The organism is Bacillus aquiflavi, from assembly GCF_019915265.1.
GTDB lineage: Bacteria > Bacillota > Bacilli > Bacillales > Cytobacillaceae > Bacillus_BT > Bacillus_BT aquiflavi.
Window position 1 is genome coordinate 2,449,481 of sequence record NZ_CP082780.1, and the last position, 15,726, is coordinate 2,465,206.

General features: G+C 34.9%; 17 protein-coding genes, 1 pseudogene and 1 other annotated feature. Of the genes and pseudogenes, 2 read left to right on the plus strand and 16 right to left on the minus strand.

What is annotated here, in order from left to right; translation table 11 throughout:
* Window positions 1-837 (minus strand): carboxylating nicotinate-nucleotide diphosphorylase, encoded by an 837-nt coding sequence (gene nadC / locus K6959_RS11900; RefSeq protein WP_223086601.1) that lies wholly within the window; start codon window positions 835-837, stop codon window positions 1-3.
* Window positions 806-2,401 (minus strand): L-aspartate oxidase, encoded by a 1,596-nt coding sequence (nadB, locus tag K6959_RS11905; RefSeq protein ID WP_223086603.1) that lies wholly within the window; start codon window positions 2,399-2,401, stop codon window positions 806-808. The genes nadC and nadB overlap by 32 nt, the downstream gene beginning before the upstream one ends.
* A 337-nt stretch (window positions 2,402-2,738) precedes the next feature.
* On the opposite strand from nadB, the gene K6959_RS11910 reads away from it, so the two are divergent.
* Complete coding sequence (locus K6959_RS11910; protein ID WP_163241834.1) at window positions 2,739-3,869, plus strand: IscS subfamily cysteine desulfurase; 1,131 nt, start codon at window positions 2,739-2,741, stop codon at window positions 3,867-3,869.
* A gap of 17 nt (window positions 3,870-3,886) precedes the next feature.
* Window positions 3,887-4,420, plus strand: coding sequence for a transcription repressor NadR (locus K6959_RS11915; protein WP_163241835.1), 534 nt, complete (start codon window positions 3,887-3,889; stop codon window positions 4,418-4,420).
* Window positions 4,421-4,570: 150 nt separating this feature from the next.
* Here K6959_RS11915 and pheA read toward each other — a convergent pair whose 3' ends face one another.
* From pheA to K6959_RS11980, 14 genes and pseudogenes are all read right to left on the minus strand, one after another.
* Window positions 4,571-5,449, minus strand: coding sequence for a prephenate dehydratase (gene pheA / locus K6959_RS11920; RefSeq protein WP_223086605.1), 879 nt, complete (start codon window positions 5,447-5,449; stop codon window positions 4,571-4,573).
* A gap of 178 nt (window positions 5,450-5,627) precedes the next feature.
* Complete coding sequence (locus K6959_RS11925; RefSeq protein ID WP_163241837.1) at window positions 5,628-6,083, minus strand: ACT domain-containing protein; 456 nt, start codon at window positions 6,081-6,083, stop codon at window positions 5,628-5,630.
* 33 nt (window positions 6,084-6,116) lie between these two features.
* The gene (obgE, locus tag K6959_RS11930) at window positions 6,117-7,406 is read right to left on the minus strand and encodes a GTPase ObgE (protein WP_163241838.1); all 1,290 of its coding nucleotides are present in this window, start codon (window positions 7,404-7,406) and stop codon (window positions 6,117-6,119) included.
* Between the two features lie 58 nt (window positions 7,407-7,464).
* Entirely contained in the window at window positions 7,465-8,001 is a 537-nt protein-coding gene (locus tag K6959_RS11935; RefSeq protein ID WP_163241839.1) for a Spo0B C-terminal domain-containing protein, read from the minus strand.
* Between the two features lie 204 nt (window positions 8,002-8,205).
* Window positions 8,206-8,496: a 50S ribosomal protein L27 gene (rpmA, locus tag K6959_RS11940; protein ID WP_163241840.1), complete on the minus strand. Its 291-nt coding sequence runs from the start codon at window positions 8,494-8,496 to the stop codon at window positions 8,206-8,208.
* A 12-nt stretch (window positions 8,497-8,508) separates the two neighbouring features.
* Entirely contained in the window at window positions 8,509-8,841 is a 333-nt protein-coding gene (locus K6959_RS11945; protein WP_163241841.1) for a ribosomal-processing cysteine protease Prp, read from the minus strand.
* Window positions 8,842-8,854: 13 nt separating this feature from the next.
* The gene (rplU, locus tag K6959_RS11950) at window positions 8,855-9,163 is read right to left on the minus strand and encodes a 50S ribosomal protein L21 (protein ID WP_163241842.1); all 309 of its coding nucleotides are present in this window, start codon (window positions 9,161-9,163) and stop codon (window positions 8,855-8,857) included.
* A gap of 13 nt (window positions 9,164-9,176) precedes the next feature.
* Window positions 9,177-9,257: a sequence feature (ribosomal protein L21 leader region), on the minus strand.
* Between the two features lie 84 nt (window positions 9,258-9,341).
* Window positions 9,342-10,514: a ribonuclease E/G gene (locus K6959_RS11955; protein WP_316252487.1), complete on the minus strand. Its 1,173-nt coding sequence runs from the start codon at window positions 10,512-10,514 to the stop codon at window positions 9,342-9,344.
* Entirely contained in the window at window positions 10,462-10,827 is a 366-nt protein-coding gene (locus K6959_RS19680) for a S1 RNA-binding domain-containing protein (RefSeq protein WP_316252488.1), read from the minus strand. Before K6959_RS19680 ends, K6959_RS11955 begins: the two co-directional genes overlap by 53 nt.
* A 55-nt stretch (window positions 10,828-10,882) precedes the next feature.
* The gene (locus tag K6959_RS11960) at window positions 10,883-11,749 is read right to left on the minus strand and encodes a M50 family metallopeptidase (RefSeq protein ID WP_163241844.1); all 867 of its coding nucleotides are present in this window, start codon (window positions 11,747-11,749) and stop codon (window positions 10,883-10,885) included.
* On the minus strand, window positions 11,742-12,530 hold the full coding sequence (locus K6959_RS11965; protein ID WP_163241845.1) for a M23 family metallopeptidase: 789 nt from the start codon (window positions 12,528-12,530) through the stop codon (window positions 11,742-11,744). The genes K6959_RS11960 and K6959_RS11965 overlap by 8 nt, the downstream gene beginning before the upstream one ends.
* A gap of 277 nt (window positions 12,531-12,807) precedes the next feature.
* Complete coding sequence (locus K6959_RS11970) at window positions 12,808-13,698, minus strand: D-alanyl-D-alanine carboxypeptidase family protein (protein WP_223086607.1); 891 nt, start codon at window positions 13,696-13,698, stop codon at window positions 12,808-12,810.
* Window positions 13,699-13,803: 105 nt separating this feature from the next.
* Complete coding sequence (locus K6959_RS11975; RefSeq protein ID WP_223086609.1) at window positions 13,804-14,916, minus strand: sensor histidine kinase; 1,113 nt, start codon at window positions 14,914-14,916, stop codon at window positions 13,804-13,806.
* Window positions 14,917-14,953: 37 nt separating this feature from the next.
* A pseudogene (locus K6959_RS11980) lies at window positions 14,954-15,646 on the minus strand (response regulator transcription factor).
* Window positions 15,647-15,726: the final 80 nt, after the last annotated feature.

Genomic DNA, 15,726 nt, shown 5'->3' on the forward strand with positions numbered 1-15,726 from the left:
CTATTTAACTAAAACTTTAACACTTATATCTAAAGACGAAATAGAATGAGTTAAACAGCCAAGTGAAATATAATCAATATTTAAATTAGAATATTGTGGTAGATCTTGCAATCTTAAACCACCAGATACTTCTGTTGTAATGTGATCAGGTACAAGTGCAGCAAGTTCATTGATTTCCTCTCTGTTTCGATTATCAAACATAATGCAATCTACGTTTGCCTTAACAGCCTCAAGCACTTGCTTTTTCGTTTCAGTTTCAACTTCAATTTTAACCATATGACCGAGTTGATCCCTTACAGCTTCCACTGCTTTTGTAATCGTCCCCGCAAAGGCGATATGATTATCCTTAATTAACACTTCATCATACAGTCCATAGCGATGATTAAATCCTCCACCACAACGAACAGCGTATTTTTCCAACATCCTTAATCCCGGTGTCGTTTTACGTGTATCGGTAATTTTAGTTCGTTTACTATTTAATAATTTTACAGCTTCAAAAGTAGATGTAGAAATCCCACTCATTCGCTGTAACAAGTTTAAAATGACTCGTTCTCCTTTTAATAAGCTCCTAACTTGTCCCTTTACGGTTGCAATTTGTTGACCTTTTTCAACGGGATCACCGTCTTTTACATACATGCTGATACTCGCTTTACTGTCAAGTAAGGTAAAGCCGATTTGAATAATATCAGCACCGGAAAAGATTCCTTTTTCCTTTGCAATAAAAACGATTTCTCCTTCCGCTTCTTCATTGAAAATTAAATCAGTCGTTACATCCCTCTCCCCAATATCCTCAATAAAAAACTGTTCAAGTAACAACCGTAGCTTCAATAAATTCATTATTCTCACCCTTTTTGACTATCTCTTTTTTCTGCCTAACAATCTGTCTATTAAGCCAAACTTCATTATTTTCATGGGGGCAATCAAGTCGATAATGACTGCCTCTCGTTTCAGTTCGATATAAAGCTGATGTAGTTACGAGCCAGGCATTGACAAGCATAAATATCGAGGTAGTCTCTTCAACTGACAGCAAATCGAAATTTACGTCTAAAAGCTGTTCAATTCCAAAGCTTTCGAGCCATTCCTTCTGCTCAATTAGTTGATGCTTTTTCCGAACAATTCCTGTCATCTCCATCATTCTGGTTTTCAATTCATTTATATTTACATGCTTTTGTAACACAGCATGATTGATAGTTGAGCAATTCTTCGCATCATTCAATTCCTTATTGCTAGTTCCATATTTACATAACCATTTTGCAAGTCTTTCACCGAATGCCAAACCTTCTAAAAGAGAATTACTTGCAAGCCGATTCGATCCATGTAGGCCGGTGCAAGCTACTTCACCAACTGCAAAAAGTCGATTAATATTCGTTCTGCAATAAAGATCTGTTTTAATTCCCCCCATAAAAAAATGACAGCCAGGGGCTACAGGAATTTTTCCATGGCTAATATTCACACCTGCTTTTTGACAAAGAGTATAAACAGTTGGAAATCTTAATGAGAAATTTTTAATGTTACGAATGTCAAAAAAAACTTGTTCCCCTTTTTGTATATATTCATGAATTGTTTGCGATACAACATGACGTGGTGCTAAATCCTTTAACGGATGAACGTTTTGCATAATCGGGTATCCAGATTTTGTAATGAGCGTTGCCCCTTCCCCACGGACAGCTTCTGATATAAGTCCATGAGCTTTACCATTTGTATATAATAATGTCGGGTGAAACTGAACAAACTCCAAGTCGGCGAGCTCTGCTCCCGCTATATATGCTAATGCAAGACCATCTCCAGTTGCAGTCGCTGCATTCGATGTTCGTGAATAAATTTGTCCACTCCCGCCAGATGCAATGACAATATAATCAGCAAAAAGAGATTGTATTTTACCATTGGCAAGCTTTACTTTTACACCAATACATGTATCTTTCTGTTTAGTTAAAATTAATTCATAAGCAAACATCTTTTCTTTTATTTTCACATTATCGTGTAACTGCTTTGCGATAAAATGTACGATGCGCTTACCTGTTTCATCTCCTCCACTATGGACAATTCGTTTTTCACTATGAGCACCCTCTAACCCAAGTTCAAGACTTCCAGCTTGATCTTTATCGAACTCACATCCTGCTCTAACTAAATCTTCTATAAGCTGCGGTGCCTCTTTTGTTACAAACTCGACTGCTTTTTTGTTATTAACCTTTCTACCGGCAACCATTGTATCGTGATAATGCTTACTAGGATGATCATCAGCAGATAATGCCGCTGCTACACCTCCTTGGGCTAAACATGAATTTCCATCATAAAAATCTGATTTTGTTACAATCGTTACATCAATATGGCGCCCTAGACTTTTCGCCAATTGTAACGCAGCAATCCCGCTTCCGATAATTAATACTTTTATATGGTTCATTTTTACCTCCTGTAATAACAGGTGTCTTGACACATATGTTTACATAGATTTAAACTAATGACAAGTATTTTTTTAAACAAATTTTTAAGCTTATACGTGTGAGACTATGGCTCTATGCTGAAATGGAAAATGAGTCAAAAAAATAGAAGAGGAGCCTGTTTACAAATGCTTACATCCTTTATTATCAGCTCATGAACCACTAGTTCTATTCGCTTCCGTCTCATGGTTATGCGTCTCGACTAACAAGCTTTTCTGTACTCTTTTTTTGGGCATTTGTTTTAAATAATAACTTAGTCTACAAGCCCAGAGTTATATAACATAAAAACATGGAGGAAAAATGAAATATTTTGATCATGCTGCAACAAGTCCAATAGATGATGATGCGCTTTTAACTTATGTCAAAGTGTCAAAGGAATTTTTCGGAAATACAAATAGCCTACATGATGCTGGAGGTGCGGCAAACTCGTTACTAGAACAGTGTCGTGCGGAATTAGCTAATATTCTTGCTGTTAACAAACGGGGGATTTATTTTACAAGTGGGGGAACAGAAAGTAATATTATAGCTATATACGCTCTTCTTTCAGCGAAGAAACATAGTGGAAATCATATTATTACCTCGCTTGGAGAGCATTCATCAATTATGAACATCATGAAGCGGCTAGAAACTGAGGGATTCCGTATTAGCTATCTACCGTTTACATCAAACGGAACAATTGATGTTGAAGCATTTAAAAAGGAGATCACCCCTGAAACAGTGCTGGCTATTATTCAAAACGGAAATTCAGAAATTGGAACGATCCAGCCAATTCGCGAAATAGCCCGTATTTGTAAAAATGAAAAAATTTATTTTCATACTGATTGTGTCCAAACATTTGGTAAAATTGATTTAAAGCCAGTTGCTACGATCGTCGATTCTTTATCAATTTCGGGGCATAAGTTCAACGGACCAAAAGGAGTAGGTGCATTATTCATTCATCCGGCCATTGCAACTAAACCGCTCTTTCCAAATGGAACTCATGAACGAGGGGTAAGATCAGGAACAGTTAACTTACCTGGTATTGCCGCTATGACTGTTGCTGCACAAAAATCCGTTCAACAGCTTAACATTAACAAGGAGCATTATAAAAAGCTACGTCAATCCTTCTTAACTTATCTTCAACCGATAAATGATCGTACTCGAGTTTTTGGCTCAACTAGCGATGAACAGTTACCTGGAATTGTCGGCCTTGCCATTACTGGAATTGAAGGCCAATGGATCATGCTTGAATGTAACCGTTTAGGCTTTGCTATTTCAACAGGAAGCGCTTGTCAAGTAGGCAAACAAGCTTTAGCAAACTCAATGCTTGCTCTTAAAGTTAACAAACAAACTTCTAAAGAATTTATCCGTATTTCCTTTGGAACTGATACAACTGTGGAAGATGTTAAGCAGCTCGCTGACAGTCTAATTCATATTGTTAGTGGTAAATAAAGGAGAAAAAAGAAAAAATGAAAGAAAAGAAAATACTTGGTGAAGATAGGCGCATATTTCTCCTTAATTTATTAAAAAACAGGAACGAACCAATTACTGGTGGTGAACTTGCGTCATTAACTAATGTTAGTAGACAAGTAATTGTTGGAGATATTACATTGCTAAAGGCAAGAAATGAACCAATTATCGCAACAAGTCAAGGCTATTTATATTTAAGGCAATCTTCCCCTACAACAACATTTGAACGTGTTATTGCCTGTCATCATACACCAGAAAGAACTGAGGAAGAGTTAAATATTCTCGTCGATCAAGGGGTTAAAGTAAAAGATGTTAAAATCGAGCATCCTGTGTATGGCGACTTAACAGCATCTATTATGGTTTCTAACAGAAATGAAGTAAAGCAGTTTATTAAAAAGGTTGAGACAACAAATGCTGCATTTTTAAGTGAACTCACAGGCGGGTACCATCTTCATACAATTTTAGCATCAGAGAAGCGTATGCTAGTTGAAGCAGAAAATGCATTACGAAAAGCGAATTTTTTAGTTGAATAATCTTATGTTTGTCTTAATGAACAAGATCAAAGCCCATGGGAATCTGACTTCCATGGGCTTTGATCATTTTGAACTAGTAAGAGCTGACAATGTTTATTTGTGTAAGATTGCAATTTACCTTAGTAGGGAAATGAAACAATAATCAACAGTTCACTTTGAGGGCTGGGTTATATCGGCTCCTTTTAGTTTAAATGACGGATAGCTCCCTAGTAATTTTACTTTGCAATCAAGCGCCTCTAATTCAGCAATAACACCTGGAATTAATACATCATCAAGCTTCATTTCAATATCAATGATAAAGAAATAGTTACCAAGACCTGTTTTCATTGGTCTTGATTCAATCTTTGACAAATTTAAATTACGCCATGCAAATGCAGATAAAACTTGGTGAAGCGCACCTGATCGATCATCGGGAAGTGTGATCATTACAGTTGTTTTATAACCGTGAAACTGATCTAGCTGCCCTTGAATTATTTCGTTATTTTTTGACAAAATAACGAAACGGGTATGATTAAAAGCAAAGTCATGAATATCTTCTTTAACAATTTTTAGTCCATATTCTTTTGCAGCTAAATCATTTGCAATTGCTGCAGCATTTAAATGAGGATTGTCCATCACATACTTCGCAGCAGCTGCTGTTGACGTCGAGTTTTCGCATGGCACTCCCTTAAAATGAGTATATAGAAATTTATGGCATTGAGCTATTGCGTGTGAATGAAAAAAAATATAGTCAACTTCTTTCCAGCGTTCAGCATTGTCAGGATGTACCATAAACTGCTGCCGGATTGGGACGGTAATCTCACCAATAACAGGTACATTTACTTCATGTATTAAATAATCGAGTGTAATATTAACAGAACCTTCTAATGCATTTTCTAAGGGGACTACTGCAATGTTTTTTTTTTCAGCGACTACAGCATCTAAGCATTCAGGAATTGTTAAATAAGGAATAGCTGTTTCCCCAGGAAAAAGTGCCCTTACGGCTATATCAGTAAAAGTTGCCTTCGGGCCTAAATAACCAATCTTCACCCTAAATCCCCCTTCTAAACTCGATAAAAATAAAACAAATATTAAACAAACATCAACAGGATTTCCTAATTAACGAAACATACACCGTCTCTGACTTTCGCCTGCGTATCATTATCTCAAATCCTAATTATTAAATCACGTTAATTTCATGTAAAATAGCAATAAACTTTCCATTTATTTATGCACCTGAACCAAGCACATCTACTTGTTCAACAAACTCTAGACGGCGTAATCGTGTCAATAGTTCATTAATTTCAATTTCCATTCCTGTTATATTTAAAGAAAGAGTTACATTTGCTCTTCCTTGAAGCGGAATCGTTTGATGAATCGTTAAAACGTTACATCCAGCTGAGGCAACAACACTTAACAGGTGAGAAAGTGTACCAGAGCGATCTTCTAAATGGAAAAATAATGAGATAATTTTCTCCTTAACAATTGTATGAAATGGAAAGACTGTATCTCGATACTTATAAAAAGCACTTCTACTTAACTCTACTTTTCGAACTGCTTCCCATACTGAGTCCGCTTTACCTCGTTCAATCATTTCCTTTGCTTCAAGTGTTTTTTTCATCGCTTCGGGCATCACGTCTTCTCGAACTAAATAAAACTTTTTATCGAATTTACTTACTTTCAATAATTTCACCCCGTTTATTACGAAGCAGATTCATTAATCAATAAACTCGAATTCGTAATCTAGCAGCTTAACTGTATCCCCATCTTTTGCACCTTTTTTTCTTAACATATCATCAACACCCATTCCACGTAGTTGACGTGCAAAACGACGTACAGATTCGTCCCTTGAGAAATCAGTCATTTTAAATAGTTTTTCGATTTCTCCACCTGACACAACAAAACTCCCGTCCGGTTCACGGGTTACAATAAATTTTTCCTCTTCTGCTTCATGTTTATAAATAACACGATGAATACCTGAATCCTTCTTTTCTTCAAAAAGCGTAATTTCTGGTGTCTCTTCAAGCTTATCAGCAATCGCAAATAACAAGTCACGCAAGCCTTTTTTTGTAATCGCAGAGATTGGGAAGATTGGAATATCCGTTTGCAGCTTCTCTTTAAATATTTTTAAATTTTCTTCGCTATTTGGCATATCCATTTTATTAGCAACAATGATTTGTGGCCGTTCTGTTAATTTTAAATTATATTCTTTTAACTCATGATTGATTGTGTTGTAGTCCTCAAAAGGATCTCTTCCTTCAACAGCGGCCATGTCGATCATATGAACAATGATGCGGGTGCGTTCAATATGTCGTAAAAACTGGTGTCCTAAACCAACACCTTGATGAGCTCCTTCAATTAATCCAGGAAGATCTGCCATTACAAAACTTCTGCCATCATCTGTTTCAACAACTCCTAAATTAGGAACAATCGTCGTAAAATGATAATCAGCAATTTTTGGCTTTGCTGCCGTCACTACTGATAACAATGTTGATTTGCCAACGCTAGGAAATCCAACAAGTCCGACATCAGCTAATAACTTTAATTCTAAAATAATATTTCTTTCCTGACCAGGTTCACCGTGTTCAGAAAGTTCAGGAGCTGGATTTGCTGGTGTAGCAAATCGAGTATTTCCTCGACCACCTCGACCGCCTTTAGCAATAATTGCTCTTTGTCCTTGGGTCGTTAAATCAGCAATTACTTCCCGTGTAGCTTCATCTATGACAACTGTCCCTGGGGGGACTTTAACAATCATATCTTTTGCATTTTTTCCATGCTGATTTTTAGACATGCCATGTTCACCGCGAGGCGCTTTAAAATGTCGCTTGTAACGAAAATCCATTAATGTTCTAAGCCCTTCGTTTACTTCAAAAACGACATCGGCCCCTTTTCCGCCATCCCCGCCGGCTGGTCCTCCCATTGGCACATATTTTTCCCGACGGAACGCAACCATTCCGTTACCGCCATCTCCACCTTTGACATATATTTTAACTTGATCAACAAACATCTTTTTTCCTCCCGGTTTCTAAAAGTCATTTGCAGTGTGCAAAAAGGTATCCTTATCATTACAGCGAGATAAATAGTTCAAATACAAGTATGTCTTCAATATGGCTTTGTACTAAAATTGTTTGTACATCATGATAAGGTTCAGATAAAAATTGTTCGATTGGTGTTTTGTTTATTATTGTTCCGCGATAATCAAAAAAGAAACGGGCTTGTTGATCTTGCTTGTCAATCAAAATTGTTAAAAGATTATCAGAAAAAGAAGCAGATCCTTCTTCTAATTTCTCCAAAAAAGCTTTAAACCATTTCGTTAACATTTCATCATGTTTCATTATGTTTATTTGATCATCAATTACTTCATATTTTATTTTAAATCGATGTGGTCTCCAATTAAAAGTGATTAATAATTCGGCAAGACGCGGAAGTTTTAAATTGGTTAGTCTCGATTCTTGTTGAGCCGAAGTGATAATATCATTCATGATTTCCTTTGCTCTGTCAATTTTATTTAATTCGAGATTTCCTTTAATTAGTTGTAATTGATTCATCCAATCGTGCCGTACATGCCGCAGTACATCGACAATTGTCCAGTTCTCCTTCATCCAATAAACCCCTATTCATTTCCTTCTTCATGATAGTATATCAAAAAAAAACACATTCGTCTTTAAACATCCAAACTCCCTTAGATAATCATTTACTTCCCCACTTTCATACTTAAATCTCTTTTGAATTAAATAAAAATCAAGATTTTCTTTCCTCAAAACAAATAAAAAACTCTAACCGAATGATGGTTAGAGTTTTCTTATTTATGCCTCTTTTGCAACAGGATAAACACTTACTTTTTTACGGTCACGACCGAGACGTTCAAAGCGAACTACGCCGTCTACTTTTGCGTAAAGCGTATCATCCACACCGCGGCCAACGTTTTCACCCGGATAAATTTTCGTTCCACGCTGACGGTAAAGAATGGAACCGCCAGTTACAAATTGGCCGTCTGCACGTTTAGCACCAAGACGCTTAGCGATTGAATCACGACCGTTTTTTGTTGAACCCACTCCCTTTTTGGAAGCGAAGAACTGAAGGTCTAATCTTAGCATTTGTTCCACCTCCTATTTAACTATTTTAATTTGTACGTATTTTTTATAATCTCTTTCGATCGTTTGCAACGAGACTAGCATACCTTCTAAAAGCAACTGCACCCTAGCTTGTATGTTGATTGGCAGATTCTCTGGAAAAACACAACGAAGAAAACCGTTCTGTCCTTGTTCTACGTCAGGCTCTATTTCTGTTAACTTTACAATTGCATTTACAGTACCAAAAGAAACAGCAGAGACACCTGCACAAACGATATCTTGTCCTCGATTTGCAAAATTTGCATGTCCACTTATCGAAAACGATTGAATATGTCCTAATTTAGAACGCTTTATCGTAATCTCAATCATTTAATCACGCCGCCTATGCGTTGATTTTTTCAATCACAACTTTTGTATAAGGCTGACGATGACCTTGCTTACGACGATAGTTTTTCTTTGGTTTGTATTTGAAAACAACGATTTTCTTTTGACGACCTTGCTTTTCAACTTTCGCTGTAACAGTTGCGCCTTCTACAACAGGGCTCCCAACCTTTACATCCTCACCGCCAACAAAAAGCACTTTGTCAAAAGTAACGGTTTCACCTTCAGCAACGTTAAGTTTTTCTACATAGATCGTTTGACCTTCTTCAACCTTCACTTGTTTGCCACCAGTTTCAATAATTGCGTACATGAACTGCACCTCCTCATTGTCTAAGACTCGCCATTAGCAGGTGTTTGCATTGTGCAAAAGCTTGTGAACCTGTTCTGTGCGGTTGTAGCACAGGTGCTACAAATAATAACATTAAAATCCTATCACAATCGTATTGCCATGTCAATATTAAGAGATAACGAAAAATATGACTAAATGTTCACAGATCAGCTTTTAGTTTTAAATCTTTTTTTAAACCGAACTGACGTATTTCAAAAAAAGGTTTATTGCTTTGGCTAATAGAAAAACATAGTGCGAAACCGAGCAGCTTTTCGAGTCTTTGTAAATAAATAAGGTTTTCTCCTGTAAATTCAGCCACTACGTCCTTTGATGCTTCAATTAAGACAGCCTCATGATCTATAAAGCGGTGCTCCCATAGTTCCCGTTCTAATTGAAAAGCGATTGTTTCGGAACTGAAAACTCGTCCTGTTCCATGACAAACAGGACATTTTGTAGTCAATGCTTCTGAAAGAGATATCTTTGTTTTTTTTCTTGTCAGCTGTAAAATACCGAGTGGTGTAAAACCGATAATATTTGTTCTTTTATGATCTTTTGATAATTCTTGTTCCATCTGCTTAATAATTTTATGGCGATCTTCTTCATTTGGCATATCGATCAAATCAATGAGAATGATACCGCCAATATCTCTGAGACGGAGTTGTCGAGCAATTTCTTTAACAGCCGCTATATTTGTATGTAAAATTGTCTCACGTAAATCATTTTTCCCTAAATATTTCCCAGTATTTACATCAATAATTGTCAGTGCTTCCGCCTCATCAAAGACAAGATAAGCACCATTATTTAACCAAACAATTCTTTTCAACGTTTTTTCTACTTCATTATCTAACTTTTCCGCTGTAAAAATATTTTCTTTTCCAGAGTAAAGAGTAATTGTTAAGTTTTTGCGATTAAATAAAACCTCTTCTATTTTTTTCTTTACTTGATGATGATCGACGATCACCTCTGCTGTTTCTACTTGATTAAGTTCTGTTAAAAGCTGCTCAAAAAAAGTATCATTTTCTAGAAGAAGACTTGGTTTTTTATGCTTTTCGGCTTGTTTTTTAAGCTCTTGATAACTTTGACGCAATTTGTTTAATTCAATTATAACATCATCCTTTGGACCTATTTGACAAGCAGTTCTAAAAATAAGACCTTCTTGGTCAGCTTTTATGTTATAGCCAATTTTCCGCCAATTTTCCCGAGTTCCATCATTATTCATTTTTTTCGATACGGCGACATAGCGCCCATTAGGTAAGTAAATAAGCTTTTCCCCTTGAAACTCAATAATTCCAGTTAGACGCGGGCCTTTTGTACCTGTTGCATCTTTTTCCACTTGTACAAGTAGCTTTTCGCCTTGATGAGTAAACGCCGAGATCGGACGTTTTTTTTTGTTTTATTTCGGCATCTTCTTCTGATAATAAATAGGAGGGAAGCTTATTCCGATGCAGAAACCCTTTTATATCTTCTCCTATATCTACGAAGGCAGCATTCATTCCAGGAAGAATCTTTGTTACGATACCCAAATAAATATTGCCTACTTTCGATTGCAACTTTGGTTGATGAATGACAACCTTTTCAATAAGGTTATTTTTTAAAATGGCAAATCTTTTCTCTCTTGTTACCGTATTCACAACAATTTTAATCAAATTTATTCCTCACTTTTTTGCGTCTCTTTATTAGTATACAAAATCATTCATTTTTTCAAAAACTATAATGTAAATCACCGATTTTTGCCGTTAACAATTTTTCTGTGAAATAAGCATGTAAAAGCTCGTTTTCATCAAGAAAACCACTTTCTGTATCGTTTTTCAAAATAATAATTGGATGCTTATATCCCCGTTGAAACCGTTCAAGCACATGAATCACTAACTCCTCTTCTCTTACCTTTAGCGGCCGTAAAGAACGAAAATGATCCTTTTTACCAGAATACCGTTCTATTAAAAAACGCATGAAAACGTAGCGCCGATGCTTCCATTCTTTTGTTAACGAAAACAGCAAAAAGGAAAGAACAATCCAAATATTTAAATGAGTTGGCGATATGATTAACACAAATAATATAAAAATAAATATAAAAAAGCCTGAAAGGATTAACGTAGTTTGATGGGCTTTAGGAAATGATTTATATAAAGATAATAATAAAAAAAGTAATTTTCCGCCGTCTAAAGGCCAAATTGGTAAAAGATTAAACGTTAAAATCATCAAATTATATTTTATAAATAAAATAAAAGAAGCAAATGAGAGCCATGACAATTCATATAGTAAAATAGCCCCGCCCATCATCCATAAATGCTGTAAGGGACCAGCTAAAACAACAAGTGCCTCTTCTTTTAAAGGACGATTCCCGTGTTCATCCATTTCTACTACCCCGCCAAACGGTAGCAATGAAATTCGTTTTATTCTCCACGAAAAAAAAGTAGCAGTTACCGCATGCCCCATTTCATGAATAAAAATAATAAACAGCAGCATAAAAAGCTCAAAAAAACGGGCGGTTGCTATGGCAATCGCTATCATTACCCATAAAAGCGAATGAATGTGAATTTTTTTAAACAATGAACTAAATTTATTCAAAGTTAATCACCCGTATTGGATCAATAAAGTCCTCACCTTTTTTAATCGCAAAATAAAATGCTCCTTTTGTATCATCAACATTATTCGATACCGTTCCGACTTTTCCGCCTTTTTCGACAAATTCAAATAAATTAACATCAATCGAACTTAAATGTCCATACCATGTTTCACTTTGATCCGCGTGTTGAATAATAACTGTTTTTTCTAGTTCATCTTTCATCCCTGCAAATCGAACAATCCCCTCATTCATTGCATCAACTGGCGCTCCCTTTCCAGTCTCAATCATAATTCCTTGCCCATTTGTCTCAAAATTTTCAACAATTCTCCCTGAAGCTGGTAATGCATATTGTGAATAATTACTCTGTTTACTATTGTTCTTTTTCTTCGTTTCTTTGTCATCAAAAAGTGGAAATAACGCAAGCGGTTTTCCAAACTGACCTTCATACCAGTCTGCAACTGCTGCAAATTGAAAGTCTTGATCCATCGACTTTTTTACAAATGATCTAATTGGTTCTAGAGGGGTAGCTTCATTACGAAATAAGATTGCAACGATTAAAAATAAACATGCAGATAATAAAAGCTTAAATAAAAATAAGTTTTTGTTAAATAAAGGATGATGATCTTTTATCCCTTCATGATCATATATAGGTAATTTTTCAAATCCATACCGTTCTTCATCTTCAGGGAGGAGCGCTTTACTTTTCCATGCAGCTGCTTCTCTTTCCCTTTCCCTCTTTCTTTTTAACATCCTTTTACGAATTTCATCCGCTCTGGAGCCCATCTGCCCATCAGTTCCTTCCACATAGTTTGTATCATTTATATGACTTGTCTAAAAAACTATGACATTGAATCGGGATGATGTGCTCACATTTGTATCTTCTTGGCTTTTAGAAGCAGTTTGAGCTTATTTTTTAAGTGATAATCTAAAATGCGGGATAAGGTGATGCAAGTTCGCAATTCGTTTTAATCATTGCTTTACTCTTAATAAAAGAAAAGATAACCTGGCAATTTTCAAATTTATCCATTTAATCCTTATTTTTAATTAGATGAATTAAACACTATTTTAAAAATTTATTTATGATATATTCAAAATTAAAATAAGAACGATCAAATCCATATGATAACAATTTTCTCGTCTCAACAAAACGCTGCTCTTCTTCTTCAGCCCCCATTACAACCGAGATTAACCTTTTTTCTCCTTGCTTAGCTGTTCCTGCAAAACAATATCCAGCAAGGTCAGTAAATCCTGTTTTTAAACCATCAATTCCATCAAAATTAAGTTTAGGATCAAATAACATAGCATTTGTATTATAAAGAATAACTCCAGCATAATCCATTTCATATTGATCAAGCCTTGTTGTCTCCAACACTTCAGGAAAGTCATTAATTAATTGATAAGATAATTTTGCAACATCTATTGCGGTCATTTGCGATTCTTTATTTGCAAGTTGAGAATTTGGTAAACCGGTTGCATTGACAAAATATGTTTTATCAGATAACCCCATTTCTCTTGCTTTCTTATTCATTAACTCAGTAAAATTCTCTTCACTTCCTGAAATATACTCTGCTAATGCCACTGCAGCATTATTCGCTGAAGCAATAACCATTGCACTGAATAAGTCACGTACTGTTAAACGATCCCCAATGTTAACGTTGTTTTTTACCCCATTACTATCAACAGTACGATCATTTATTACGATTACATCATTCCAGCTTATTGAACCGTTATGGATTTTCTCTAATACGATATATTCGCTCATTATTTTGGACATGCTGGCGGGAGAAGATGGGACATCGCCCTTTTTTTCGAATATAATCTCTCCTGTATCAGCATCCATTAAAACCCCTGATTCAGCACTAATTGTCGGCTTGCTTAAAAAAAAGGCTCCAAGGAATATTAAAATAATCATTAAAATAAAAGTGATCATTAACGTTTTCAAAATTCTCATTTTTAAACCCCTTTTATCTATTTGTCATATACATGATAAGTATAATTTCCAACATTTAAAAATGAGAAAAGAAAAAGCAAAGAAATTCTAAAGTTTTTTAAAAAATTATTTAAGGCTCATTTGAGGTAATTTTACGATAAATATCGTTTTTTCTTCATCACTAAAAGCTTCTATCGTCCCTTCGTGTAATTCAACAATACTTTTGGCAATTGCTAAGCCTAGCCCTGAACCACCCGTATCTTCTGATCTAGACTTTTCCACTCGATAAAATCGTTCAAAAATAAAAGGCAAATCCATTTTGGGAATCGGTTCACCATAGCTTGTAATCTCTGTAACGATCACCTGATTCTCTTCGTATGCTTTAATATCGAGGTATTTACCATCTTTTCCATATTTAATTCCATTTAAAATGATATTTTCAAACACTCTTGCTAATTTATCGCCATCAGCAAGTACCATTAACTTTACAGGCAGCAAAAATTGTCTGCATTCTAGCTTTGCTTCCTGTAATTGAATACGGAATTGAATAATGAGCTGTTCTAACATTTCGCTCATATCAATTGGATTTCTATTTATCTCTATTTTTTTATTTTGAAAACGTGTATATTCAAATAAATCATGAATTAAATGATTTAGTCTGATCGCTTTTTCATATGCTACATCAATATAGTAGCGCAGTTCGACTTCATCTTTGTATTTATCTTGATCAATCAGACCTAAATAACCGACAATTGATGTTAATGGGGTACGCAAATCATGAGATACGTTTGTAATTAATTCATTCTTCGCTTGTTCTAAACGAAGTTCATCTGCAATTGATGCTTTCAATTTAGAGACAATATTATTAATATATATTGCGAGTTGACTAAGCTCTTTATGTTGAACGAGAGGTAATTGATGATCAAAGTTACCGTTCGCGATATAGTGTACTTCATTGATTATTTGCATAAAACATCTTTCATCGTATTTTTTCTTTTCATGCCGAAAAAACAAAAAAACATAAAACATAAAAACACCTAAAATAAACAAATAATATAAAATGAACATTAAAGGCGAGTTTTTTATCGCATCATATTTACCTGGGCCAAAAAGATTGATAAATTCATTAACGAGTCCATGCAACGTAGGAGAGGTATAGATTACACCTGTTATAATACGGCTAAGTAAGTTTAGAGTTAGCGGAGTAAGGCAAAATGATAAAATGATCCAGCAAAACATTTTCCACTTAGAGATAAATTTAATATAAATAAAAGGATCATTTTTCTATTTTATAGCCAACTCCCCAAACAGTATGTATTAGCTTTTCCCCATTTGTTGCTTCCTCTATTTTTTCTCTTAAATTACTAATATGGACCATTACTGTTTTTTTAGAACCATAACCACTCTCTTTCCAAACTCGTTCAAAAATTTCATCTGAGCTAAATACTCTACCGGGGTGACTTGCTAATAAAAACAAAATATTAAATTCAATTGAGGTAAGCTTTATATACTTCTGTTCAACTTTCACAGTATGGTGTTTCTTATTTATTTCAAGAGAATGAATTCTTAAATCGTCTGACATAGAAGATTGTATTACCTGTTTAAATGAAGATCGCCTTAATAAGGCTTTTACTCTAGCAATTAACTCTAAAGGATTAAAAGGTTTAATCATATAATCATCTGCACCTGTCATTAATCCAAGATTTTTATCCATATCTCCAGCCCTAGCGCTTAACATTAAAATAGGAATACTACTCATACTTCTAATTTGCTTACACACTTCTAATCCATCTATTTTTGGCATCATGATATCTAAAATCATTAAGTCTATTGAATGCTTTCCGAGTAAAGATAATGCTTCTTCACCATCAAATGCTTATAAAAATAATATATATCTTCATTTTTTTAAATATACTTCTAATAGCTCAACGATCTTTTTATCATCATCGACAACTAAAATTGAACTCATTCTATTTTTCTATCCCTTCACTCATTTTTACATCTTTTTTTAAGAAACAAGCAATCATTTTGTATAGTAATAATACTTTA

What these genes read in the sequence shown, in the direction of transcription:
- nadC (WP_223086601.1), bottom strand. Translation starts at nt 837, where the DNA reads ATGAATTTATTGAAGCTACGGTTGTTACTTGAACAGTTTTTTATTGAG.
- nadB (WP_223086603.1), bottom strand. Translation starts at nt 2,401, where the DNA reads ATGAACCATATAAAAGTATTAATTATCGGAAGCGGGATTGCTGCGTTA.
- K6959_RS11910 (WP_163241834.1), top strand. Translation starts at nt 2,739, where the DNA reads ATGAAATATTTTGATCATGCTGCAACAAGTCCAATAGATGATGATGCG.
- K6959_RS11915 (WP_163241835.1), top strand. Translation starts at nt 3,887, where the DNA reads ATGAAAGAAAAGAAAATACTTGGTGAAGATAGGCGCATATTTCTCCTT.
- obgE (WP_163241838.1), bottom strand. Translation starts at nt 7,406, where the DNA reads ATGTTTGTTGATCAAGTTAAAATATATGTCAAAGGTGGAGATGGCGGT.
- K6959_RS11935 (WP_163241839.1), bottom strand. Translation starts at nt 8,001, where the DNA reads ATGAAGGAGAACTGGACAATTGTCGATGTACTGCGGCATGTACGGCAC.
- rpmA (WP_163241840.1), bottom strand. Translation starts at nt 8,496, where the DNA reads ATGCTAAGATTAGACCTTCAGTTCTTCGCTTCCAAAAAGGGAGTGGGT.
- K6959_RS11945 (WP_163241841.1), bottom strand. Translation starts at nt 8,841, where the DNA reads ATGATTGAGATTACGATAAAGCGTTCTAAATTAGGACATATTCAATCG.
- rplU (WP_163241842.1), bottom strand. Translation starts at nt 9,163, where the DNA reads ATGTACGCAATTATTGAAACTGGTGGCAAACAAGTGAAGGTTGAAGAA.
- K6959_RS11965 (WP_163241845.1), bottom strand. Translation starts at nt 12,530, where the DNA reads ATGGGCTCCAGAGCGGATGAAATTCGTAAAAGGATGTTAAAAAGAAAG.
- K6959_RS11970 (WP_223086607.1), bottom strand. Translation starts at nt 13,698, where the DNA reads ATGAGAATTTTGAAAACGTTAATGATCACTTTTATTTTAATGATTATT.
- K6959_RS11975 (WP_223086609.1), bottom strand. Translation starts at nt 14,916, where the DNA reads ATGTTTTGCTGGATCATTTTATCATTTTGCCTTACTCCGCTAACTCTA.